The organism is Thermoactinospora rubra (genome assembly GCF_002093975.1).
Taxonomy (GTDB): domain Bacteria; phylum Actinomycetota; class Actinomycetes; order Streptosporangiales; family Streptosporangiaceae; genus Nonomuraea; species Nonomuraea rubra_A.
The window spans coordinates 12,895-35,321 of sequence record NZ_MSZZ01000076.1; the positions used below are offsets into that span (position 1 = coordinate 12,895).

Annotated in this window: 22 protein-coding genes and 1 pseudogene; 6 read left to right on the plus strand and 17 right to left on the minus strand. The window is 69.4% G+C overall.

The window, feature by feature from the left end; all coding sequences use genetic code 11:
• Nucleotides 1-29: 29 nt before the first annotated feature.
• A complete protein-coding gene (locus BSB02_RS36525) occupies nucleotides 30-1,490 on the minus strand; it encodes an aldehyde dehydrogenase family protein (protein ID WP_084965581.1) in 1,461 nt (486 codons plus the stop codon).
• A gap of 183 nt (nucleotides 1,491-1,673) precedes the next feature.
• On the opposite strand from BSB02_RS36525, the gene purU reads away from it, so the two are divergent.
• Nucleotides 1,674-2,537: a formyltetrahydrofolate deformylase gene (purU, locus tag BSB02_RS36530; protein WP_084965582.1), complete on the plus strand. Its 864-nt coding sequence runs from the start codon at nucleotides 1,674-1,676 to the stop codon at nucleotides 2,535-2,537.
• A gap of 149 nt (nucleotides 2,538-2,686) precedes the next feature.
• Here the strand turns inward: purU and betA are convergent, their stop codons facing one another.
• Nucleotides 2,687-4,321, minus strand: a complete 1,635-nt coding sequence (gene betA / locus BSB02_RS36535; protein ID WP_084965583.1) for a choline dehydrogenase — start codon at nucleotides 4,319-4,321, stop codon at nucleotides 2,687-2,689.
• 114 nt (nucleotides 4,322-4,435) lie between these two features.
• On the opposite strand from betA, the gene BSB02_RS36540 reads away from it, so the two are divergent.
• On the plus strand, nucleotides 4,436-5,215 hold the full coding sequence (locus BSB02_RS36540) for an IclR family transcriptional regulator (RefSeq protein WP_084965584.1): 780 nt from the start codon (nucleotides 4,436-4,438) through the stop codon (nucleotides 5,213-5,215).
• Here the strand turns inward: BSB02_RS36540 and BSB02_RS36545 are convergent.
• The 11 genes from BSB02_RS36545 to BSB02_RS40275 all read right to left on the minus strand — a co-directional run bounded on the left by BSB02_RS36545 (nucleotide 5,181) and on the right by BSB02_RS40275 (nucleotide 16,244).
• Entirely contained in the window at nucleotides 5,181-7,436 is a 2,256-nt protein-coding gene (locus BSB02_RS36545) for an FdhF/YdeP family oxidoreductase (RefSeq protein WP_084965585.1), read from the minus strand. The genes BSB02_RS36540 and BSB02_RS36545 overlap by 35 nt on opposite strands.
• Nucleotides 7,412-8,527, minus strand: coding sequence for an aromatic ring-hydroxylating oxygenase subunit alpha (locus BSB02_RS36550; RefSeq protein ID WP_084965586.1), 1,116 nt, complete (start codon nucleotides 8,525-8,527; stop codon nucleotides 7,412-7,414). The genes BSB02_RS36545 and BSB02_RS36550 overlap by 25 nt, the downstream gene beginning before the upstream one ends.
• Nucleotides 8,528-8,569: 42 nt before the next feature.
• Nucleotides 8,570-9,193 carry an MBL fold metallo-hydrolase gene (locus tag BSB02_RS36555; protein ID WP_084965587.1) on the minus strand — a complete coding sequence of 208 codons (624 nt, stop codon included), beginning with the start codon at nucleotides 9,191-9,193 and terminating at the stop codon, nucleotides 8,570-8,572.
• A complete protein-coding gene (locus BSB02_RS36560) occupies nucleotides 9,193-10,278 on the minus strand; it encodes an S-(hydroxymethyl)mycothiol dehydrogenase (RefSeq protein WP_084965588.1) in 1,086 nt (361 codons plus the stop codon). Before BSB02_RS36560 ends, BSB02_RS36555 begins: the two co-directional genes overlap by 1 nt.
• A 15-nt stretch (nucleotides 10,279-10,293) precedes the next feature.
• Nucleotides 10,294-11,466 (minus strand): NAD(P)/FAD-dependent oxidoreductase, encoded by a 1,173-nt coding sequence (locus tag BSB02_RS36565; protein WP_084965589.1) that lies wholly within the window; start codon nucleotides 11,464-11,466, stop codon nucleotides 10,294-10,296.
• Nucleotides 11,463-11,813, minus strand: a complete 351-nt coding sequence (locus BSB02_RS36570) for a bifunctional 3-phenylpropionate/cinnamic acid dioxygenase ferredoxin subunit (RefSeq protein ID WP_084965590.1) — start codon at nucleotides 11,811-11,813, stop codon at nucleotides 11,463-11,465. The genes BSB02_RS36565 and BSB02_RS36570 overlap by 4 nt, the downstream gene beginning before the upstream one ends.
• Before the next feature lie 246 nt (nucleotides 11,814-12,059).
• The gene (locus BSB02_RS36575) at nucleotides 12,060-12,449 is read right to left on the minus strand and encodes a hypothetical protein (RefSeq protein ID WP_206185088.1); all 390 of its coding nucleotides are present in this window, start codon (nucleotides 12,447-12,449) and stop codon (nucleotides 12,060-12,062) included.
• A 503-nt stretch (nucleotides 12,450-12,952) separates the two neighbouring features.
• Nucleotides 12,953-14,200, minus strand: coding sequence for a formamidase (fmdA, locus tag BSB02_RS36580; RefSeq protein WP_084965592.1), 1,248 nt, complete (start codon nucleotides 14,198-14,200; stop codon nucleotides 12,953-12,955).
• 83 nt (nucleotides 14,201-14,283) lie between these two features.
• Nucleotides 14,284-14,949, minus strand: a complete 666-nt coding sequence (locus BSB02_RS36585; protein ID WP_084965593.1) for an AmiS/UreI family transporter — start codon at nucleotides 14,947-14,949, stop codon at nucleotides 14,284-14,286.
• Between the two features lie 165 nt (nucleotides 14,950-15,114).
• The gene (locus BSB02_RS43790) at nucleotides 15,115-15,393 is read right to left on the minus strand and encodes an FmdB family zinc ribbon protein (protein WP_084965594.1); all 279 of its coding nucleotides are present in this window, start codon (nucleotides 15,391-15,393) and stop codon (nucleotides 15,115-15,117) included.
• A 371-nt stretch (nucleotides 15,394-15,764) separates the two neighbouring features.
• Nucleotides 15,765-16,244 (minus strand): hypothetical protein, encoded by a 480-nt coding sequence (locus BSB02_RS40275; protein WP_143591639.1) that lies wholly within the window; start codon nucleotides 16,242-16,244, stop codon nucleotides 15,765-15,767.
• Nucleotides 16,245-16,491: 247 nt separating this feature from the next.
• On the opposite strand from BSB02_RS40275, the pseudogene BSB02_RS43795 reads away from it, so the two are divergent.
• Nucleotides 16,492-16,650 (plus strand): annotated as a pseudogene (locus tag BSB02_RS43795) (IS701 family transposase); the annotation flags it as partial.
• Between the two features lie 166 nt (nucleotides 16,651-16,816).
• A complete protein-coding gene (locus BSB02_RS36600; RefSeq protein WP_084965596.1) occupies nucleotides 16,817-18,088 on the plus strand; it encodes an ATP-binding protein in 1,272 nt (423 codons plus the stop codon).
• A 32-nt stretch (nucleotides 18,089-18,120) separates the two neighbouring features.
• On the opposite strand, the gene BSB02_RS36605 is transcribed toward BSB02_RS36600, so the two are convergent.
• A complete protein-coding gene (locus BSB02_RS36605; protein WP_084965597.1) occupies nucleotides 18,121-18,876 on the minus strand; it encodes a neutral zinc metallopeptidase in 756 nt (251 codons plus the stop codon).
• Nucleotides 18,877-18,931: 55 nt separating this feature from the next.
• Here BSB02_RS36605 and BSB02_RS43800 point away from each other — a divergent pair, with 55 nt between their 5' ends.
• Both BSB02_RS43800 and BSB02_RS36615 read left to right on the plus strand, forming a co-directional pair.
• On the plus strand, nucleotides 18,932-19,153 hold the full coding sequence (locus BSB02_RS43800; RefSeq protein WP_420855909.1) for a 2Fe-2S iron-sulfur cluster-binding protein: 222 nt from the start codon (nucleotides 18,932-18,934) through the stop codon (nucleotides 19,151-19,153).
• 291 nt (nucleotides 19,154-19,444) lie between these two features.
• A complete protein-coding gene (locus tag BSB02_RS36615; protein WP_143591641.1) occupies nucleotides 19,445-19,807 on the plus strand; it encodes a hypothetical protein in 363 nt (120 codons plus the stop codon).
• A 96-nt stretch (nucleotides 19,808-19,903) separates the two neighbouring features.
• On the opposite strand, the gene BSB02_RS36620 is transcribed toward BSB02_RS36615, so the two are convergent.
• The 3 genes from BSB02_RS36620 to BSB02_RS40285 all read right to left on the minus strand — a co-directional run bounded on the left by BSB02_RS36620 (nucleotide 19,904) and on the right by BSB02_RS40285 (nucleotide 22,361).
• Nucleotides 19,904-20,911 (minus strand): MerR family transcriptional regulator, encoded by a 1,008-nt coding sequence (locus BSB02_RS36620; protein ID WP_476756190.1) that lies wholly within the window; start codon nucleotides 20,909-20,911, stop codon nucleotides 19,904-19,906.
• Nucleotides 20,912-20,914: 3 nt separating this feature from the next.
• Nucleotides 20,915-21,583 carry a HEAT repeat domain-containing protein gene (locus tag BSB02_RS36625; protein ID WP_084965600.1) on the minus strand — a complete coding sequence of 223 codons (669 nt, stop codon included), beginning with the start codon at nucleotides 21,581-21,583 and terminating at the stop codon, nucleotides 20,915-20,917.
• Nucleotides 21,584-22,115: 532 nt separating this feature from the next.
• Complete coding sequence (locus tag BSB02_RS40285) at nucleotides 22,116-22,361, minus strand: hypothetical protein (protein ID WP_143591643.1); 246 nt, start codon at nucleotides 22,359-22,361, stop codon at nucleotides 22,116-22,118.
• Between the last annotated feature and the right edge of the window lie 66 nt (nucleotides 22,362-22,427).

Consider the following 22,427-nt stretch of genomic DNA (forward strand, 5'->3'; position numbering starts at 1 on the left):
CTTGGGTCGTCGGAGCGGTCGGCGGAGCGTCAGTTCACGGGGAACCACCGCTGGGGGCGCGGGCGGGTGTTCTGCCACACGTGCTTGATCTCGCGATATTCGTCCAGGCCGGTCGGGCCGAGTTCCCGGCCGATGCCCGACTGCTTGAAACCGCCCCATTCGGCCTGCGGCACGTAGGGGTGGTAGTCGTTGATCCACACCGTGCCGGCGCGGAGCCTGCCCGCGACCCGCTGCGCCTTGCCGGCGTCCTGGGTCCAGACGGCTCCGGCCAGGCCGTACTCGGTGTCGTTGGCGAGGCGGACGGCCTCCTCCTCGGTCGTGAAGCGCTCCACGGTGAGCACCGGGCCGAAGGACTCCTCGCGCACCACGCGCATGCCCTGCTTGCACTCGTCCAGCACGGTCGGCCGGTAGAAGTGGCCGGGGCGGTCCAGCCGGTGGCCGCCGCAGCGCAGCACCGCGCCTTCGGCCAGGCCGGCGGCGACGTACTCCTCGACCTTGGCCAGGTGCTCGGCGGAGATGAGCGGCCCGGCATGGGCGTCGGGGTCCTCCGGGCCGCCGAGGCGGATCAGCTCGGCCCGCCGTACCACCTCCTCCACGAAGGCGTCGTGGAGGGAGTCCTCCACCAGCAGCCGCGCCCCGGCCGAGCAGACCTGGCCGGAGTGCAGGAAGACGGCGGTGAGCGCGAAGTCGACCGCGGTCTCGAAGTCGGCGTCGGCGAAGACGATGTTGGGGTTCTTGCCGCCCAGCTCCAGCGCCACCCGCTTGACCGTGGCGGCGGCCGCGGCCATGATCCGGCGCCCGGTCTCCACTCCCCCGGTGAACGACACCAGGTCGACGTCGGGGTGCTCGGCCAGCGGCGCGCCCGCGGCCGGTCCGGCGCCCAGGACCAGGTTGGCCACGCCGGGCGGCAGGCCCGCCTCCTCCAAGGCGCGCACGAGCAGGATCGAGGTGCTGGGGGTCAGCTCGCTGGGCTTGAGCACGAAGGTGTTGCCGGCGGCGAGCGCGGGCGCCACCTTCCAGGTCGCCTGGAGCAGCGGGTAGTTCCACGGGGTGATCAGGCCGCACACGCCGACCGGCTCGTAGACGATCCGGCTGATCGCGTCCTCGCGGCCGGTGTCGACCACGCGGCCGGCGTCGGTGCCGGCCACCCCGGCGAAGTAGCGCAGGCAGGCGATGGAGTCGTCGACGTCGTACTCGCTTTCCACCAGCCGCTTGCCGGTGTCGCCGGACTCGGCGCGGGCGAAGGCGTCGCGGTCGCGCAGCAGGATGTCGGCCACCCGGTGCAGCAGCTCGCCGCGCTCGCGTGCCGGGGTGCCCGGCCATTCGCCGTGGTCGAAGGCCCGCCGGGCGGCCCGGATGGCGGCCACCGTGTCGGTCGCGGTGGCTTCTGCGACCGTGGTCACGAGGCTGCCGTCGGCCGGAGAGCGAATGCTCCGCCGCCCGCCGTCGGCCGGCTTGGTCCACGTGCCGCCGATATACAGGTCGGTCATCGGCGCACCTTTTGATCGTTGCGTATGGCGCAAATCACTGCTTATGAAGGAACAGGATTGACCTCCCCCTTGCGGTTCGTCAAGAGTCCTGCGGCAAAACCCCTCTTGACTGTGACATCCCGCCCCAGCACTCTGTTGCGTATAAATCACCTTAATGCGCTATACGCAACACCAGGAGGTGCGATGTCTCCCCGGCCCGACCCCGGACGCGAGTTCATCCTCACGGTCTCCTGCGCCGACAAGCCCGGCATCGTCTACGCGGTGACCAGCTTCCTGGTGCAGCACGGCGGCAACATGCTGCAGAGCAAGCAGTTCAACGACCGCCTGGGCGGCGGCTTCTTCATGCGCGTCCACTTCGCCGCGCAGCACGGGCTGGAGGAGCTGCGCGCCGGCTTCACCTACGTGGCCGACGCCTACCAGATGACCTGGCGGCTCAACGACGCCGCCACCCCGACCAGGGCGCTGGTCATGGTCTCCAAGTTCGGCCACTGCCTCAACGACCTGCTGTTCCGCCGGCAGGTGGGCGGGCTCAACATCGAGATACCGGCGATCGTGTCCAACCACCCCGGCCTCAAGCCGCTGGCCGACTCCTACGGCGTGCCGTACCACCACGTGCCGGTCACCCCCGACACCAAGCCCGAGGCCGAGGCCCGCCTGCTGGAGCTGGTCGCCGAGTACGAGATCGACCTGGTGGTGCTGGCCCGCTACATGCAGGTGCTGTCGGACGAGCTGTGCAAGCGGCTGGAGGGACGCGCCATCAACATCCACCACTCGTTCCTGCCGGGATTCAAGGGCGCCAAGCCGTACCACCAGGCCCACGAGCGCGGCGTGAAGCTCATCGGCGCGACCGCGCACTACGTCACGGCCGACCTGGACGAGGGGCCGATCATCGAGCAGGACGTGATCAGGGTGGACCACGAGGCCGAGCCCGAGGACCTCATCGCGGCGGGGCGGGACGTCGAGGCGCAGGTGCTCGCCCGGGCGGTGAAGTGGCACAGCGAGCACCGCGTGCTGCTCAACGGCAACCGCACAGTCGTCTTCCGCTGAACAACCTGTTCACGGCGGCCAGCCACCACGCGAGGGGCGCGGCCCGGCCTGGACTGAGGAGCGGTGAGGGCGCCCAAGCGCCCTCGCCGCGACGAGGGAAGGCCGGGCCTTTCTGGCGCCCCTCGCACGGAGCGCCGGAGGCGCGACCATTATTTACAGCGGTAGAACTCCACGGGCTCGGGCGGTAGTGGCGTGTTGCCGAGGATGAGGTCGGCCGCCTTCTCCGCCAGCATCATGACCGGCGCGTAGATGTTGCCGTTGGTGACGTACGGCATGACCGAGGCGTCCACCACCCGCAACCCTTCCACGCCGTGCACCCGCATGGTCTCCGGATCGACCACCGCCATCTCGTCCACACCCATCCGGCAGGTGCACGAGGGGTGCAGCGCGGTCTCGCCGTCGCGCGCCACCCAGTCCAGGATCTCCTCGTCGGTCTGCACCTGCGGCCCCGGCGACAGCTCGCCGGTGCTGAACTCGGCCAGCGCGGGCTGGCCCAGGATGTGCCTGGACACCCGGACCGCCTCCACCCACTCGCGCCGGTCCTGGTCGGTGGACAGGTAGTTGAAGCGCAGCGCGGGCTTGACCCGCGGGTCCGCGCTCTTGATCTTCACGGTGCCGCGGGCGTCGGAGTACATCGGCCCGACGTGGACCTGGTAGCCGTGCCCGCCGGCGGGCGCGGAGCCGTCGTAGCGCACGGCGATGGGCAGGAAGTGGAACATCAGGTTGGGGTAGTCCACCTCGTCGTTGCTGCGCACGAAGCCGCCCGCCTCGAAGTGGTTGGTCGCGCCGGGCCCCCTGCGGAAGAACAGCCACTGCGCGCCGATCCAGGGATGGCGCCACTTCTGCAGGTTGGGCTGCATCGAGACCGGCTTGGAGCAGCCGTGCTGGATGTAGACCTCCAGGTGGTCCTGCAGGTTCTCCCCCACGCCCGGCAGGTGCTGCACGGCGCGGATGCCCAGCTTGGCCAGCTCGTCGGCGTGGCCGACGCCCGACAGCTGCAGCAGCTGCGGCGAGTTGATCGCCCCGCCGCACAGGATGATCTCCTTGCCGCGGACGACCTCCCCGTTGCACTCCACGCCGATCGCCCGGGTGCCCTCGAACAGCACGCGCGAGACGAAGGCCCGCGTCCTGACCGTCAGGTTGCGGCGGTGCCGTACCGGATGCAGGTAGGCACGGGCCGCGCTGAGCCGCCTGCCGCCCCGGATGTTGCGGTCGAAGCGGGCGAACCCCTCCTGCCGGTAGCCGTTGACGTCGTCGGTGAGGGGGTAGCCGGCCTGCTGCACGGCCTCGAAGAAGGCGGTGAACAGCGGCGTCTCCGCCGGCCCGCGCTCCAGCACCAGCGGCCCGTCGTGCCCGCGGAACGGCGTGCCCGGATCGGCCAGGCAGGTCTCCATCCGCTTGAAGTACGGCAGGCAGTGGGCGTAGTCCCAGTGCTTCATCCCGGGATCGGCCGCCCAGCGCTCGTAGTCCATGGGGTTGCCGCGCTGGAAGATCATCCCGTTGATGCTGCTGGAGCCGCCCAGCACCTTGCCGCGGGCGTGGTAGATGCGCCTGCCGTGCATGTGCGGCTCGGGCTCGGACTCGTATTGCCAGTCGTAGAAGCGGTTGCCGATGGGGAAGGGCAGGGCCGCCGGCATGTGGATGAACACGTCCCACGGGTAGTCCGGGCGGCCAGCCTCCAGGACCAGCACCCGCGTGCCGGGGTCCGCGGAGAGCCTGTTGGCCAGGGCGCAGCCCGCCGAGCCGCCTCCGACGATGACGAAGTCGTACTGCTGTGACGTCATGGTGCCTCGTCTCATCGCACGTTTCCCCAAATCGTAGCGTTATACGCACCGCGTTTCACTAGTCGCAACAGCAGATCTTTTGCGGAGGTTTCCTGGAGCACTTAGAGTTTCGTCATGAGCAACGAGAACGGCAGCGGAGGCGTCCAGTCCGTCGACCGGGCGATCAGCGTGCTGGAGATCCTCTCGCGGCGGGGCGAGGCCGGCGTCAGCGAGGTCGCGGCCGAGATCGACGTGCACAAGTCCACCGCCTTCCGTCTGCTCGGCGCGCTGGAGGCGCGCGGCCTGGTCGAGCAGGCGGGCGAGCGCGGCAAGTACCGCCTGGGCTTCGGCATCATCCGCCTGGCCGGCGGGGTCAGCACCCAGATGGACGTCGTGCAGCGGGCCCGCCCGGTCTGCCACCGGCTGGCCGAGGAGATCGGCGAGACGGTGAACATCGCCGTCCTGCGCTCCTCCTACGCCGTCAACCTCGACCAGGTCCGCGGCCCGTCGGCCGTCACGGCCTACAACTGGGTCGGCCAGATCACCCCCCTGCACGCCACCTCCAGCGGCAAGGTGCTGCTGGCCTTCCAGGAGGAGGCCGAGCGCGCCCGGCTGCTGTCGGACGGCAAGCTGGAGGCGTTCACCCCCAGGACCGTCACCTCCGCACGCGAGCTGGAGCGGCAGCTGGCCGGCGTCCGCGAGACCGGCTACGCCTACTGCGTGGAGGAGCTGGAGGAGGGCCTGAACGCGATGGCCGCGCCGATCCGCGCCTACCACGGCGAGGTCGTCGCCGCGGTCAGCGCCTCCGGCCCGGCCTACCGCTTCAGCGAGCAGCGCATGCACGAGCTGGCCCCGGTCCTCATCGGCGGCGCCGAGGAGATCAGCCGCCGCCTGGGCTACGCCGGTCCAGCCTGACCACGACGCTCTTGGAGGTCGGGGTGTTGGAGGTCTCGGCCACCGAGTCCAGCGGCACCAGCACGTTGGTCTCCGGGAAGTAGGCCGCGCAGCAGCCCCTGGCGGTGGGGTAGGCGACGGTCCTGAATCCCTCCGCGCGGCGCTCGCCGTCCGGCCACTCGCTGACCAGATCCACCACCTCGCCGTCGGCCAGGCCGCGCTCGGCCAGGTCGTCGGGGTGCACGAACACCACCCGGCGGCCCGCCTTGATCCCGCGGTAGCGGTCGTCCAGGCCGTAGATCGTGGTGTTGTACTGGTCGTGGCTGCGGACCGTCTGCAGCAGCAGCCTGCCGGGCGGCACCCGCAGCACCTCCAGCTCGTTGACGGTGAAGTTGGCCCGGCCGGTGGCCGTGGGGAAGCGCCGCTCGTCCCTGGGCGCGTTGGGCAGGGCGAAGCCCTCCGGCGCGCGGGCGTTGAAGTCCTCGAAACCCGGCACCACCCTGGCGATGCGGTCCCTGATCACGCCGTAGTCGCGCTCGAAGTCCGCCCACGGCACGTGCGGGTCCTCGCCGAACAGCTCGCGCGCCAGCCGGCACACGATCGCCACCTCGGGCAGCAGGTGCGGCGAGGCCGGCGCCAGCCGGCCCGTCGAGGCGTGCACCAGCCCCATCGAGTCCTCGACCGTCACGTAGCCGCCCGGGTCCCGCTCGGTACGGCCCAGCGCCGGCAGGATCAGGGCGTGCTCGCCGCACACCGCGTGCGACCGGTTGAGCTTGGTGGACACCTGCACGGTCAGCCGGGTACGGCGCAGCGCCGCCTCGGTCACCGCGCTGTCGGGGGTGGCGCGCACGAAGTTGCCGCCCATGCCGAAGAACACCTTCACCCGGCCGTCGCGCATGGCCCGGATCGCCTCGACGGTGTCCAGGCCGTGGTGGCGCGGCGGCTGGAAGCCGAACTCCTTCTCCAGCGCGTCCAGGAAGGCCGCCGGGGGCTTCTCGTAGATGCCCATCGTGCGGTCGCCCTGCACGTTGGAGTGGCCGCGCACCGGGCACACCCCGGCGCCGGGCCGGCCCACGTTGCCGCGCAGCAGCAGGAAGTTGACCACCTCCCGGATGGTGGCCACCGCGTTGCGGTGCTGGGTCAGGCCCATCGCCCAGCACACCACCACCGAGCCCGCCGCGCGGACCTCGCGGGCGGTCTCCTCCAGCTCGGCGCGGGACAGGCCGGTGGCCTCCAGCACCCGCTCCCAGTCCAGGTCGCGGACGTGCCGCTCCCACTCGGCGAAGCCGTGCGTGTGCTCCTCGATGAAGGCCCGGTCGGCGGTGTCGAGCAGCAGGTGCGACAGCGCCTGGAACAACGCCATGTCGCCGTTGAGCCGGATCTGCAGGAACCGGTCGGCCAGCGGGGTGCCGCGGCCCAGCCCGGAGGGGCGCTGCGGGTTCTTGAAGCGCAGCAGCCCGGCCTCCGGCAGCGGATTGACCGCGACGATCCGGGCCCCGGCGCGCTTGGCCCGCTCCAGCGCGGTCAGCATGCGCGGGTGGTTGGTGCCGGGGTTCTGCCCCACCACGAAGATCAGCTCGGCGCGGTGCAGGTCCTCCAGCGACACCGTGCCCTTGCCGATGCCCAGCGTCTCGGTGAGCGCCGCGCCGCTGGACTCGTGGCACATGTTGGAGCAGTCGGGCAGGTTGTTGGTGCCGAAGCGGCGCACCAGCAGCTGGTAGGCGAAGGCCGCCTCGTTGGAGGTGCGGCCGGAGGTGTAGAAGACCGCCTCGTCCGGGCTGCCCAGGGCCCGCAGCTCCTCGGCGATGAGCCGGAACGCCGCCGCCCAGCCGATCGGCCGGTAGTGGGCGGAGCCGGGCGGCTTGTGCATGGGCTCGGTCAGGCGGCCCTGCTGCCCCAGCCAGTGGTCGCTGCGGGTGGCGAGGTCGTCGATCGGGTGGGCGGCGAAGAACTCCGGCCCCACCCGGCGGGTGGTGGCCTCCTCGGCGACGGCCTTGGCGCCGTTCTCGCAGAACTCGGCCGGGCTGCGGTGCTCGCCCTCCGGCCAGGCGCACCCGGGGCAGTCGAAGCCGTTCTTCTGGTTGACCCGCAGCAGCGTGCGCACGGTCCTGGCCACGCCCATCTGGCGGTGGGCGATCTCCAGGGCGTGGCCCACGGCGGGCAGCCCGCCCGCCCAGTCCTTGGGCGGGCGGACCCGTGGCCGTTCTTCCTCCACGGTCAGCCGATCCGGTCCACGACCCACTCGTGGAAGCCGCCGATGTGGTGCTCGCTGGGCACCAGCACGCCGCCGTCGCGGTAGATCCGCGAGCTCATCGTCGGCTGGCAGCGCTCGCAGGCGTCGAAGTCCTGCTGGTTGACCCGGTGGAAGAGCTCGACGGACTTGTCGATGTCCTTGCCGCTCGCCACCACCTCCGGCAGGTACAGCCAGTCGCACTCCACGATCGTGCGGTCCACCGCGAGCGGGAACATGCGGTGCAGGATCACGTGGTCGGGCACCAGGTTGATGAACACCTGCGGCCGGATGGTGATCGCGTAGTAGCGGCGGTCCTGCTCCTCGCTCAGCGTCGGGATGCGATCCAGGCCCGGCGAGCCGTCCACGGTGAAGCCCTGGATCTCCTCGCCGAACTCCGCGCCGTGTCCCACGAAGTACTGCGCGGCGTAGCCGTCGGCGAACTCCGGCAGCACCTCGGTCAGCTCCGGGTGGATGGTGGCGCAGTGGTAGCACTCCATGAAGTTCTCGACGATGAGCTTCCAGTTGGCCTTGACGTCGTAGACGATGCGCCGGCCCACCGCGAGCCGGTCGACCGCGTAGTTGTCGATCAGCTCCACCGCGCCCAGCCGTTCGGCCACCGCGCCCTGCACGTCGCGCTCGAACGACGGCGGCTCGTCGGCCAGGCACACCCACACGTAGCCCAGCCACTCCCGCACGTGCACCTTGACCAGGCCGTACTGCTCGCGGTCCAGGTCGGCCATCTTGGTCAGGTTCGGCGCGGCGACCAGCCTGCCGTCCAGGTCGTAGGTCCAGGCGTGGTAGGGGCACTGGAAGGCCCGCTTGACCTCGCCCGACTCCTCGGTGCACAGCTGGGCGCCGCGGTGGCGGCAGACGTTGAAGAAGGCGCGGACCGACCCGTCGCGCGACCGCGTGACCAGGACGGACTCGGTGCCGACCCGCACGGTCTTGAACGCGCCCGGCTTGGCCAGGTCCGCCGAGCGCACCACGCAGAACCACATCGACTCGAAGATGTCCTTCTGCTCCCGCGCGAACAGCTCGGGGTCGGTGTAGTAGCGGCCCGGCAGGGTGGGGATCACGCTTGAGGTTGTTGTGGCGGTCACGGACTACTCCTCTGTCTCAGGGCCGGGGGTTCGGGAGCCGGGTCAGTGCCCTCGGCGGATCCAGTCCTCAAGATGCGGAGCCTCGGCTCCGATGCTGGTGTCGGCGCCGTGCCCGGTGTGCACCACCGTCTCGGCGGGGAGCGTGAGCAGCGTCCGGCTGATCGAGGCGATGATCGTGGGGAAGTCGCTGTAGGACCGGCCCGTCGCGCCCGGCCCGCCCTGGAAGAGCGTGTCGCCGGTGAACACCGCGCCGATCTCCGGGGCGTACAGGCACACCGCGCCGGGCGCGTGCCCCGGGGTGTGCAGGACGTGGACCGCGGAGCGGCCGACGCGCAGGATCTGCCCATCGGCCAGCGCGCCGTCCGGCTCGGCGGCGGGGTGCGCGAGCTTCCACAGCACCTGGTCGTCCGGGTGCAGCAGGACCGGCGCCCCGGTGCGCGCCGACAGCTCGGGCGCGGCGTTGACGTGGTCGTTGTGGGCGTGCGTGCACACGATCGCGACCACGCGGCGGTCGCCGACCGCCCGCTCGATCGCCTCGGCGTCGTGGGCGGCGTCGACGACGAGCACCTGGCTGTCGTCGCCGAGCAGCCAGACGTTGTTGTCGACGTCCCACGTGCCGCCGTCGAGCGAGAAGGTGCCCGAGGTGACCACGCGCTCGACCCGCATCACAGCGTCACCACCGAGCGCAGGACCTCGCCGCGGTGCATCTTGGCGAACGCCTCCTCCACGTCGCCCAGGCCGATCGTCTCGGTGACGAACGCGCCCAGGTCGAAGCGGCCCTGCAGGTAGAGGGAGATGAGCATGGGGAAGTCGCGGCTGGGCAGGCAGTCGCCGTACCAGCTGGACTTCAGCGCGCCGCCCCGGCCGAACAGGTCCAGCAGCGGCAGCTCCAGCGTCATCTCCGGCGTGGGCACGCCCACCAGCACAGCCGTCCCCGCCAGGTCGCGGGCGTAGAAGGCCTGCTTGAACGTCTCGGGACGGCCCACCGCGTCGATCACCACGTCGGCGCCGAAGCCGCCGGTGAGCTCCCTGATCCGCTCGACGGGATCCTCCTCGCGCGCATTGACCGTGTGGGTCGCGCCGAAGCCGCGCGCCCACTCCAGCTTCCGCTCGTCCACGTCGACCGCGATGATCGTGGTGGCGCCGACCAGCCACGATCCGGCGATGGCCGCGTTGCCGACGCCGCCGCAGCCGATGACCGCGACCGAGTCGCCGCGGCTGACGCCGCCGGTGTTCACCGCGGCGCCCAGCCCGGCCATCACGCCGCAGCCGAGGAGCCCGGCCGCGACCGGCGAGGCGGCGGGGTCGACCTTGGTGCACTGCCCGGCCGCGACCAGCGTCTTGTCGGCGAACGCGCCGATCCCGAGCGCCGGGCTCAGCGGGGTGCCGTCGGTCAGCGTCATCTTCTGCGTGGCGTTGTGGGTGGCGAAGCAGTACTGCGGGCGGCCCCGCAGGCAGGCGCGGCACGACCCGCACACCGCGCGCCAGTTGAGAATGACGAAGTCGCCGGGGGCCACGTCGCGCACGTCGGGTCCGACCGCCTCGACCACGCCCGCGGCCTCGTGCCCGAGCAGGAACGGGTAGTCGTCGCTGATGCCGCCCTCGCGGTAGTGCAGGTCGGTGTGGCAGACGCCGCACGCCTGCACCTTCACCAGCGCCTCGCCCGGGCCGGGGTCGGGGACCAGGATGGTCTCCAGGCTGACCGGCTTGCCCTTGCCCGTGGCGACGACGCCGCGTACCTCATGAGCCATGTTTCCACTCCTGTGTCAGCCGGCCTGGACCGGCGCGGTCTCCAGCTGGCGGCGCCACCGCGTGAACAACCTGACCTGGTTGACCCCCAGCACCGCCACCGGCAGTCCTTCCCGCCGGTAGACGGCCAGAAAGCTGCCCTCCGCGGGGTCGCCCGCCTCCACGCTCACCGAGTCGGCCTCGTGCGGGTGGCCGATGAACTGGATCTTGACGTCGTACTGGTCGGACCAGAAGTAGGCCGGGCGCGGCGGCTCCGGCCGCTCGATGCCGCCGGACAGCAGCGTCCTGGCGGCGACGACGGCGCGCATGCGGGCGCCCGTCCAGTGCTCGACGCGGTGGTGGCGGCCCAGCGCGGGGTCGTACCAGGCGGCGCAGTCGCCCACCGCGACGATCCCGGGCGCGCTGGTGGCGCCGCCCTCGTCGCACAGGACGCCGTCTCCCAGGTCCAGGCCGCTTTCGGCAAGCCAGGCGATGGTGGGCGTGGCGCCGATGCCGACGACCACGACGTCGGCGGGCAGGAGGGTGCCGTCCGCGAGCCGTACGCCGTCCACCCGGTCGCCGCCGGTCACCTCGGCCACCTGCGTGCCGCACAGCAGGCGGACGCCGCGCCGTTCGTGCAGGGCGGCGATGGGGGCGGCCATGTCGGGCCCGAGGGCGGCGGCCATGGGAGCCTGCCCGGCCTCCACGAGCGTGACGTCGAGGCCGAGCTCGCGCGCCGTCGCGGCGACCTCGGCGCCGACGAACCCGCCGCCGATCACCACCAGGCGCCTGGCGCGCAGCAGGTCGGCGCGCAGGGCGCGGGCGTCGTCGAGGGTGCGCAGCGTGTGCACCCCGGCCATCCCCTCGGTGCCGGGCAGCCGGCGCGCGGCGGCTCCGGTGGCGATGACGACGCCGTCGGCGGTGAGCGTGCCGCCGTCGGAGAGCTCGATCCGGCGCGCGGCCGCGTCCAGTCCCGTGGCCGCGACGCCCAGCCGCCATTCGGCCTCCAGCTGCTCGCCCTCGCCCTCCAGGGCCAGGTCGGCCTCGCCGAGCGCGCCCCTGAGGAAGTCCTTGGACAGCGGGGGCCGGTCGTAGGGGCGGTGCCGCTCCTCGCCGATCACGACCAGCCGCCCCGCATACCCCTGGGCGCGCAGCGCCCTGGCGGTCAGCAGCCCCGCGAGCGAGGCGCCGACCACGCAGACGGTCCTCATGCCTGCCCCTTGAGCGCGACGCCAGGCGGCAGGTTCGGCGGCGCCTCGGAGGGCACCACGTAGACGACGTCGTCCTCGACCACGACCTGGTGGGTGCGCACGGGCCGCTTGGCCGGCGGGGCGTCCACCTCTCCGGTGCGCAGGTCGAACCGGGAGGCGTGAAGCGGGCACTCGACCTCGCAGCCCTCCAGCCATCCGTCTGCCAGCGAGGCGTCCTGGTGGGTGCAGGTGTCGTCGATCGCGAAAAACTCGCCGTCCTCCGTGTGGAAGACGGCGATGGGAGGATCGACGTCGAGGCGGATGGCCTCGCCTCGCGGGAGTGACGCGAGAGGGCACGCTGGGATCATCGTGTCGCACCTCGGTTTCGCAAAGAGCAACGTCTAGCGCTATACGCAACAGACTGAGGCCCGGCAATGCGGATGTCAAGCCTCATCTCTTGGCATTTCGGGCATGCTGCTCGGCCAGGACGGGCACCGGCTCCAAACCGGCGACCCTCCCCTTACAAGCCCTCGCAAGTCACCCCGGAAAAGGACGAGACCGGCGCGGATACCCGCACCGGTCTCGTCCCTCCAGCATCACGGCGGAATCAAGCGTCAGGGCGCGCCACCGATGGCGCAGGCCCTGCACGGAGGCTGCCCGCACGTGCACTGCATGATGGCGTCGAGCACATCATGGTCGTGATAGAGGCATTGATCCATGCAGGTGTGGCGTGGAATGAACCCCGCCTGGATCTCGTCGGGCCACGGCTCCTCGCCCTCGCGGCAGCGGACGAACAGCTCGGGATCCGCCGAGTGCAGCCCGCGCATGCGTGCCCGCGCCTGGCTCTCCAGCACCCGCGTCTCCTCCGCCACGGCCTTCAGCTGCGCGGCGAGAGCGGAGTACCGGTCATCGCCGGTTCGCACGTGAGCGGCCCGCAGCGCCATCACCGCGTTGCCCAGGAACCGGCTGGCGTCCTGCAGGTCGGTGGTGTGGTGCAGTTGCATGCCTGTCACGCTTCGGACCCACACGGCGTCGTTGTTCATTGATCAACCCTTCGACGTGACAGGCGCTGACACGGCGCTGAACTCGCCCAGACTTGTCGATAAATCACCACCTGGTGTCATATGTGATGATAACCAACTTTTTGCGCGTTTTTGGGCTCGAGGGGTGATGTTACCGGTGGCGAAGGACGGCGGCGCGATCGTCAGGAGCCTCGCCGAGGCCGTACCCGGCTCGCCCGGCCTGCTGACCGGCGTATGAGGCACGCGGAGGGCCGAACTCCTCACATGCTCCGAAAGCCGGGGAATCCTTTACCGAAACGTGATCCAAGCGGGCTCGCGGCCCGGGAGGTCCGGGACCGGGCTCCCTTCGCACGGCCGTCCACGACACGTGGGGCCCTGCCCGGGCTTCTTCCGGGCAGGGCCCCAAGGGAGCGCTCCGCCGCCGGAGCCGGCCGGCTCCGGCGGCGTATCCATCATGCCGTGGCGGTTGCGCGGCGGCTGAGCGGCTAACTCGTCACGGCGCACTGCCCGCGGTCCTTCCTCACCGGTCCCTCCGCGTTCGGGCGCACGTCGAAGTCGAAGATCGCGGTGGGCAGGTAGAGCGAGCAGCAGGCGTTGGGAATGTCGACGATCCCGCTGACACGCCCCTCGATCGGAGCGGAGCCGAGGAGCAGGTATGCCTGCTCTCCGCTGTAGCCCCACCTCTTGAGGTACTCGACCGCGTTGAGGCAAGCCCTGCGGTAGGCCACCGTCGCGTCGAGGTAGTAGTTGGTGTCGGTGTCGTGGTCGACCGAGACGCCGATGAACGACAGGAACTCGGAGTACCGGGGCTCGACGTTGCCCGGCATGAAGACCGGGTTGGTGGTGACACCGAACTTCTCCATGCCGCCCTTGATGAGGTCGACGTGGAAGTCGATGAAACCGCCCATCTCGATCGCGCCGCAGAAGGTGATCTCGCCGTCGCCCTGGCTGAAGTGCAGGTCACCTCCGGAGAGTTTGGCGTCCCTCACGTGGACCGGGTAGAACACCCTGGCCCCGCGGGTGAAGTTCTTGATGTCGTGGTTGCCGCCGTTCTCCCGTGCGGGGACGGTGCGGGCGCCTTCGTTGGCGATCCGTTCCGCCACCTCGCCGCTCGCCGTACCCCCGAGGGCGTTTCGGGCCAGCGGTGGGAGCCCCAGCGGCGGGACCCGTTCGGGATCGGTGTCGATGAGAGCCTGCTCCCGGCGGTTCCAGGCCGCGAGCAGCTCGGCTGACGGCGCGGTGCCGAACAGTCCCGGGTGGGTGATGCCGGTGTACCGCACACCCGGCAGATGGCGCGATGTCGCGACCAGTCCGTGGAAGTCCCAGATCGCCTTGTATGCGTCGGGGAAGTAGTCGGTCAGGAACCCGCCGCCGTTCGCCTTGGCGAACACGCCGGTGTATCCCCATCCCTGTCCTGGCGCGTCCCCGACCTGCTGCGGGACCGGACCGAGGTCAAGGATGTCGACGACCAGCAGGTCGCCCGGCTCGGCTCCTTCGATCCCGATCGGCCCGCTCAGCATGTGCGCATGGCTCAGGTCGACGTCCCGTACGTCGTTCGCGGAGTCATTGTTGCCGATCTGGGCGTCGGTCCATTCCCTGCATTCGACCCGGAACTCATCTCCAGGGCGCACCATCTCCACCACGGGGATGTCGGGGTGCCATCGGTTGTGCCCTGGTACTTGCTGATCACGCATCGACTTTGACTGATCGACGCTGAATACGACCTTTGGCATGATGAACGCCTTTCTTCGCTGGTGGTGCTCTCAGACCTTGTCTCGTCTCGTCACCTCCACTTCCGCTGTGCGGTCGACTTGGCTCAGGTCCAGCGGGGGCGACGTGTTTGGTCGCGCGCGCCCATCGCCTCCTCCTCCCCGCCGGATGCCGCCGCGGCGACCTCGCGTCCCCGGGTCAGCGGCCACAGCGCCGCGAAGACCACCACGCCGAAAACGGCGAGGACGACGGCGAAGAGCTGAGGGTTCCGCCAGTTGCCGGTGAGGATCAGGAACGCGGGGATCGCCGCCGTGACCCACCCTTGGATCGCCGTGACCCAGCCCGTGTACCTGGTGATCCGTTCCCGCTTCAAGCCCAGCAGCACGAAGAAGAGGAACCACAGGAAGGCCCAGTAGAGCCAGATGACACCGAACGCCGGATCACGCAGGAGCTGGAAGTTCGCATACGAGTATCCGAGCGCCATGATGGCCACGAACAAAGAGAAGTAGCCGACTCCCGTGGAGTCGAATCCCCCCAGCAGGTTGATGCCGACGTAGAGATAGGTGAAGCCGAAGAGATAGATCCCCGAGGCGCCGAGAATCTCGGCCGGCCTGGTGAGGTTGGCGATGATCAGCACGGTGGGCGTGATCACCTGCAGCGCCCCGACGAAGAGGTTGAAGACGCCTGCCGCGCGCGGTTCGACCTTGCCCAGGAGCATCACTCCGTTCAAGAAGAGAACTGCGCCGACGTAGAGCAGTCCGACGGCTCCCATCAGCGACGCACCTCCTAACGCTGGTAAGGGGTTTTCGATCGGCGTCGTCCGCGCTCGATCCCGCCCGCAAGCGGGTGCACGCGCGTACCTGTCGCCGTGTCAGGAACCCCGTGGGCCTCGCGCGTGGCTGGTTTCGCGTGTGCGTGGATGCCGTTGTTCTGTTGATCAAGGCCGAGGCAGGCGTGACAGCGCGGGGTGCGGCGGCTGCTCGCGGCGCCGTTTGGGAGGCACGCTCGTGACGACCTCGGGCGCTTCCCGGCTCTGCTCTTCTCGGGCGCGTGCGGCGGCCTCTGCCGGCGGCACGCTGCTGAGGTACGGCGAGGAGAAGACGCGGGGAGCGGGGCGGTGGCACTCAGGGCAATCCCGTACGGCCGTAGCCGTACCTATCGGCAGACGTACCTCGAATCGCCCGCAATCACCGCAGCAATATTCATAGGTTGCCATGGATATCTCCGCCAGAGATCATCCGCTTTTCTCCGGCCGTCGGCGCTATGGAGGCACTGGAGTCACTGCCGGTCAACGGCGTCCTGGGCCACACTTCAGCGAACCTCTGCTCCAACCCGGCGTCAAGGGCCGACCAGTGTTCGAGAGGGGATGATTACCGGGCCCGTGCAGGCCTTTTGCACGTCTTCGAGGGCCCGGGCGACGGGCACGCAGAGGGGCGCGGAGGGGTACGGCGGGTGCATGCGGGGATCGGCCCCGCTGGGGGCCGATCGGTGCCAGGGTGCGCGGGGCGGAGTACGGCGAGGCGGACGGGTGCGCATCGCTGCCGCCATACGCTCGACGCGCGTCAGGCGTTGTCGCCGCCCTCGCCGTCAGCAACCCGCGGGCCCATACCGGCTTGCCTTCACCTCCAGCGCATATACCGCATCATCGATTTTGCTGTCATATTCATGGGGGAACCACAAAACGAGGTATGCGTCGAGACCGTTGATCTTCTTCAAGAAGCACAGGCCTTCGTCCATCCTGTCGTGGTCATCGACCGGAGCCCAGCCGTCTGCGGCAACGACGCTCCGATAGAACGCCTTGACATCGTCTCGCGACGGCATCGGTCGATAATGTTGGCCCGCAAAAGCAAATCCGCCGTCGTCGTCGCATCCCGAATACCGCTCGCCGTCAAGGTGAACTCCGGACGGGCGCACACCGAAGACGGGAAGGCTCATCAGCGGTTCCTCTAATCGATGATCAGCCGATGCGCAGCCGGCCCACCCTCCGCCAAGAAGGAAAGCGAGGAGGAAAAAGGGTGCGGCAACGACTCCGAGCGACAGGATGACCGCCCCCAGAACGGAGATCACGACCTTCCGGTGCGCCCTCCGCCGTTTCGACCCGTTCCCGCGCCACATGGGGTCAAGCATCGGATACTCCCTGGCGTACCGCGACCGTCCCCGGTCCATCGACTGGTGGGCCCATGCTAGACGAGTGGTGCATGCCGCCCGCAGGATCCAGGGCTACCAGCACGGCGGGTACATGCGGGGATCGCCCTGCTGGGGCCGATGGTGTCAGGGGGGCGCGGGGCGGAGTACGCGAGGCGGACGGATGCGCATCGCCGCCGGCGTGGCCGATCGGCACCGGCACCGCTACCGCGCCGGTCAGGGTGTCAAGGGACCGCGCTGGTATGCCTGGGCCTGAGCACGCATCGACCAAGCCGAGCCCGGCGGCTACCGGCGGCTGCTGATCCGCCGCAACCTGACCACCGGCGACAGCTCTCATCCCTGGTACGGATCCGCGAGGTCATCTGTGGACGCATGGACCGGCAGAACGCCCATGCCTACCCCGGCAAAACGCCCACAGATGATGCGCAGAATGCCCATAAAAGCTTCGGCAGAACGCCCACATAGGAGTGTTGAGCTGCAGTAACGTACGCGATATGACGAAACCATCCCTGTTCCCGAGGCGCGCTGAAGCGATGACGCTTGAAGCGCTGGCGGACACGCGGGTCGTGATCGTGAACGGTGCTCGGCAGGTCGGTAAGAGCACGCTGGCGAGCTTGATCGCCGCCCGGACGGACAACGCCCATCAACTCTACCTGGACGACCCCGCGGTCTTGGCCGCGGCCGAGGAGGATCCGGTCGCCTTCGTTCGGCATGACGGGCTCTTGATGATTGACGAGATCCAGCGTGCCCCGCAACTGCTCCTCCCCATCAAACGCGAGGTTGATCGGAACCCCCGGCCCGGCCAGTTTCTCCTCACCGGTTCCGCGCGCATCCTGGGCCTGCGTGATCTCCCTGACGCTCTGCCCGGCCGGACGGAGACCATCGAGCTGTGGCCGCTGTCTCAAGGAGAGATCGACAACGCTCCAGACGGATTCGTGGACCACGTCTTCACGCATGGATCCGATGTCGCCATGAGGCCCTGCCCGCTTCGCAAGCGCGATTACGTGGACAGGGCGCTGCGTGGCGGCTACCCCGAGGCGGTCCGGCGGGATCCGGGGCGCAGGCGGAACAGATTCTTCGACTCCTACATCACCGATCTGATCACCCGCGACGTCCGCCAGATCTCAGACATCGAGCGCCCCGCGGAGATGAGGCGGCTTCTCAGCGTCATCGCGGCCCGGATGGGAGGCCTGGCCGTGGTCCAGTCGATCGCCTGCGACGTGGGGCTCCCCAGGATGACGCTCTCCCGCTATCTGGAGCTCCTGGAGCTGGTCTTCGTCATCAAGCGCATACCAGCCTGGTCCTCGAACCTCACCCGCCGCGCCATATCCACGCCCAAACTGATCGTCACGGACAGCGGACTCGGCGGCCGGCTCATCGGCTTGTCACCCGATCGCGCCAGGGACGTCACGGCCCCCGTCGGCCCGCTGCTCGAAAATTTCGCGATCGGCGAGGTGGCACGCCAGCTGACCTGGGCCAATGAGCCCGTCCAGCTGTTCCACTACCGGGATCGCGACAAAGTCGAGGTGGACGTCGTCCTGGAGCATGCGTCCGGTGAAGTGATCGGCATCGAGATCAAGTCCACGGAGACCGTCCGCGGGGACGACTTTCGCGGTCTGCGCCACTTGGCCGACCGGCTGGGAACGAGATTTCGCGCGGGATTCGTCTTGTATACCGGCGAGCAGGTTCTGCCGTTCGGCTACAGGCTCAAGGCGCTGCCCATGGCGTCCCTGTGGCTGCTCGGCGGCGCGACCGACCGTGAGTAGCCAAGTAGACGATGGCAGGCCGCAGAGCATCGTCAGCCGACGCGCGACTTCGGCGCGGTGAACGTGTTGCAGACTCCCGGTGAGGCGGCTTCGTACCCGCGCGTCATCCAGTGGCGGCGGCTCTTGGCGGTGCCGTAGCCGGGCATGTCGCCGCCCGTCATGGTGTAGAAGCCCATCATGGTGGTGAGGGGCGTGTTGTACAGGGATTCCAGCGACTCCCACGCCGCTCCGGCGCCCGCCCCGGCCAGGCAGAAGTTCTGCAGGTAAAGCCTGTCGCTCAGCTCCAGCCGGGCCTTCTTGGACAGCTTCCTCCACTCGCGTGCCTCCTGGGCGAGGATGCCCAGGTGGTTCTGGACGTGGAAGCCGTACATCTGCGCGAGGTTGAGAAGGATCTCGCCGTTTTCCAGCTCCCTGCCCTCGACGACCTCATGGGAGAACAAGTAGATCGTTTTCGTCTTGATGCAGTAGAGGCTGTCGGTGTCTCCCGGCCGATACCTCGTGCCGCAGCCCTTGATGTCCTTGCCCTGCTGCACCACGAGCTTCGGCTTCTGGTAGGCGATGCCCGCCTTGCGGACCTTCGTGCTCCAGAGCTGGTCGAAGCAGTCGGCGAGGATCTGGGTGTAACTCTTGACGCTCTCGTAGGTCGTGGTGGTGTAGATCGGCTGTTCGCAGGTCACGTCGGGGAGGGGCCCGGTCTTGTAGAGCGGGTTCCTGGTCAGCGCGGCGTGCCCGGAGGGAATCGGACCGGCAAGGGCGGCAGCCGTGAGCAGGGCGAGGAGGGAGTGCATGACGGAACTTTAGCGATCCAGACGATCTACACAATCCTGCGTCTTGGGGTACGGCGTGCGGCTCCGCCCGGACACCGGAGCAGATGGAGGCGCGACGAGTCGCGGCGGGGCCTTCCCGTGCGGATTCCGCGCCCCCGGCATGATCACGATCGGCTCCTGGTGGCTGAGGCACGAGTCGATGAGCGCTGCCGGGGCGCCGTCCGGGAACATCTGCCGCTGCACGGGCTATACCCAGATCATCCGGTCGATGGAGAAGACCGGAGAAGACCTCACATGAGCGTGCTGCGCTGGTCGACGACGAGGACCTGGACTCGGCCTCGACGCTGCAGTCAGTCGTATGGGACACCTCGGAATGGCTGGAGCCGGCACTCGCCGGGGTGGTGGTCACCGTGGCCGGAGTGGGACCGGCCTTTCTGGCGAACGCGGCCACCTTCGTCATCATGGGGTGCACCGCGCTGGCGTTGCCGAGCCGGATCGCCGCCTCCCCGGAAAGGAGGACAGGTCACCGACCTGGCGCGTGACCGCCGGTTTCGCGTTGCTGCGGCGCACCAGGGGTGTCCTCCTCATCATGGCGACGACTTTCTCCCTCCTGACGATCAGCGGAGCCCTCGAAGTCTTCTATCCCGTCTTCTCCAGGGACGTGCTCGACGTGAACGCCGACGGCTACGGCCTGCTCATCTCGGCATCCGGGCTGGGCGGGCTGCTCGGGACGCTGCTGCTCACGCCTTACCTCGGCAGGCTGAGGCCGCATCTTGCCATCGGCCTGGCCTTCGCCGCGCGGCTGCTGATCCTGCTGCCGCTGGGCTTCGTGAACGGCCATCTCGTCGCGGCCGCGCCCGGGACCGCGGTGGCGACCGCCGTCGTGGCGCTCCTCCCGCTGGCCGTCGCCGTCATGGCGACGCGGTCACTCGCCAGGCCCGGTCTGGGCTGACCTTCCTGGTACCGCCGGCACTGTGCTGCCGAGCCGGAGGGATGAGCAGACGGAAGCGCCGAGCACCGTCCGCCGAGCCCGCCCCCAGGAGAGCCGTTATCGCGAGTCGCGCAGCTTGAGGATGTATGTCGCGGTGAGCGCAACGGCGCGGTCTTCGTCGTTCGACAGGTCCGCGAGGGCACGCGACGTCGTGATCCCCGGGATGTCCGCGAGCGCCTGTGCCAGCCGTAGCCGTGCGGACGATCCAAGGTCACCCTGGGCGAGGCGGTCGACGAGCCTGGTGGCGATCTGATCCGCCAACGCGGGATCACCCGCCAGCGCGCTCAGCGCATCGGCGGCATCGGCGTCGTTCGCCCCCTCGACGATCATGTCGATGAGCGTCGGGACCGCGTCGGCTGCTCCACGTGCCCCGAGCGCCAGGGCCGCACACCTGCGGACCACGACGTCGGAGCTCGTGAGGGCGTCCCGCAGCAGTGCGGTCGCCTCGCCGTCCGGAATCTCGGCGATGGACTGGACGGCACGTTTCCGCACCTCGGCTACGGGTGCGCCGAGGCCCTCCGCCAGCAGCGCCAATGCGCCGTCGCCCGATCGCGCCAGAGCCCATCGAAGGGCTCCGGCGACGTTCGGGTCCGTCTCGCTCAGCGCCGCCTCGGCCAGAGCCTCCACCGGCACCGGAACCTCTTCGGCTGAGGACAGGGCCGCGCGCTGGCGCTTCCCTGCGCTCTCCGATCCCAGGGCCTGCAGCAGCGCCACGATCCGCAGGACGTCCTCCCAGCCGGCGGGTTCCGCGGCACCGATCCGGCGCAGTCGCGTGAGCAGTTCCGTCTCACTCGCGATGCGTTCCCGCGTCTGGCGGATGAGGTCGTCGACGAGTTCCGAGGGCTTGAAGCCGGGATCGTCCAGCGCGCGCCCGATTTCACGCAGCGACATCCCCAATGACCGCAGGCTCTCGATATGGAAGATTCGCCGGATGTCCTCGCTGGAGTACTCCCGATAGCCGCCCTCGGTACGACCCGTTGGCCGCACCAGGCCGAGCGACTCGTAATGCCGGAGCATGCGGGCGCTGACCCCGGACCGTCGTGCCACCTCACCGATCAACACCACCTGTCACCCCTCCTGGCCGGTCGTGCCGAGGACCGCGATGCGCTTGGCCTCCTCGACCGCGAACTCGAATCCCGCCTCCGGGTCGCGCAACAGCCGCTCGGTGGCGATCGCGTGCTCACGCACGCGAGGGCCGGGATCCGTCATCGCGGCGTGCAGGACCGGCACGATCACCTCACCGAGCGCGATCAGCGCCCGGCTGAGGCTCAACCGCGTCTCGCGCCCGCCGCGCCCAAGCTGTGTCGCCAGCACCGCGGCCAACTCGGATTCTTCACCCTCGGGCACGAGGACGACCGCCGCCCGCCAGGCGCTCCGCGCCACCTCGTCGTCGGCGTCGGTCAAAAGCGCCCGTGTGATCGCCGGCCACGCTCGCCGATCCCCGATCTTGGACAGCGTGTGCAACGCCTGGCTGCGTGCCTGCGCACGCTCCGAGCGGAGCTCATCGACGAGCTTCGGAACCGTCACCGACGATGAGTGGCGGGTGAGCGCCCACGTAAGCATGTCACGCACGTAGAAATCGGGCTCGATCGCGCACCGTTCGATGAGCTTGCCGACGAACCGCGGGTCTGGGTTCGTGCCGATCGCCAGCGCCGCCTGCAGCCGCACCGACGAGCTGCTGCTCTCCAGCCTCTGGAGAGCTTCCGTCGGGTTCGTGTCCTCTTCCTCCATGGTCATCTGGACCACCTCCTCGGCGACAGTGAAGGCCTTGTCACTGTGTCAAGGTCAAGCAGGAACACGATCGTGGCCAGTTCCGGCGGATCAATTGCGTCGGCGAATGGCACGTCAATGGCACGAGCCCCGTTTTCCAAGTGGGAGACGGGGCTCTCCTTCGCAGGTGTGCGGCCCCGCCAGGCGCGCCAACACCAGGTGGGGCCCTGCTCCCGGAAGGCAAGAACTTCCATGCACGCCCCACTCCCCTCACCGCCGCCGCGGATGGTACTCAACAACTCCCTACTGTCCTTGAGCCAGCGACCACACCACCCGCCGCAGCGCTCCACTGGTCGGACCCGCCGTCGACCTGTCGGTAGTCGGACTCCTCCTCCGCATCCGGTACGTCTCCCTGTGCCACCCCAGTCCGACCGGACTCCGCCCCGCTCGCGCTCTGCTCGTCTTCTCCGGACCGGCCCTTCGGACTCAACATCGCCGATCCCGTCGCAGGCGGCGAGTACGGCAAAGCCGCCATCGACGCCGTCGCCCCCACCTCGGATCAGCACCGCCAGGGCTCGTTCCCTCGCCCACATCCTGCGCACCGGCGTTTGAGCGGAAGATCCACTTGTGCCCGGATGTGCAGGACGAAGATGCCGATCACGACGCTGACGACCTCTGCGGGCCAATCACCACCGGCTGCCGCGCCTGAAAGAGAAAGCTCCAGTTTGACCTTGTCATCGCGGAGGACGTTGATGCGTTCAGCGCCGATCTTTAGTGCGTCCTCGGAGCCGGCGATGTACGGCACGGCCTACGATCGCGGCTCCCTGGGGACTGTACGAATAAGGGTGTAACTCCTGAGACCTGAGGGGCG